Consider the following 550-nt stretch of genomic DNA (forward strand, 5'->3'; position numbering starts at 1 on the left):
GATCATGATCGGCACAAACCAGTTGCCGAACCCGCCGACCATCGCCGGCATGACCATGAAGAATACCATGATCAGGCCGTGCGCGGTGATCAGCACGTTCCACAGGTGGAGCGACTGGTCGAGGCTCTGCGGCCCGCCGTGGAGCAACGATGCCCAGCTGCCGAGATACTGGATGCCGGGGTGCGCCAGCTCGGCGCGCATCAGGCCGGAGATCGACCCGCCGATGATTCCCGCGACGATCGCGAAGATCAGGTACAGCGTGCCGATGTCCTTGTGGTTGGTGGACATGAACCACCGGGCGAAGAAGCCCGGCTTGTGGTCGGCATCGTGATGATGCTCGTGCGCGTCATGAGCGACGAACCCCGAACCAAGGGGGCCGGACGGGTGGAGGGCGGTGTCTGTCATCTTACTGTCCAGCGTTGCCGGTGGCGGGGTTGTTGGTCGCGCCCTGCGGCGCGGTCGGGGCCGCGACGGTGGCGTTTTCGGTTGGGCCGGTCGCCGCGTCGGTCGCGTCGGTCGCGGCCTTCTCGGCAGCGGAGCCGACGGCGCC

The 550-nt window shown here is 67.1% G+C and carries 1 protein-coding gene; it reads right to left on the minus strand.

Annotation, left to right across the window (positions count from 1 at the left end):
- Positions 1–405: cbb3-type cytochrome c oxidase subunit I (locus AC0IYH_RS29155; RefSeq protein WP_471837491.1), on the minus strand; the 405-nt coding region annotated here is incomplete at its 3' end.
- Between the last annotated feature and the right edge of the window lie 145 nt (positions 406–550).

Source organism: Pseudomonas sp. AC463, assembly GCF_979253585.1.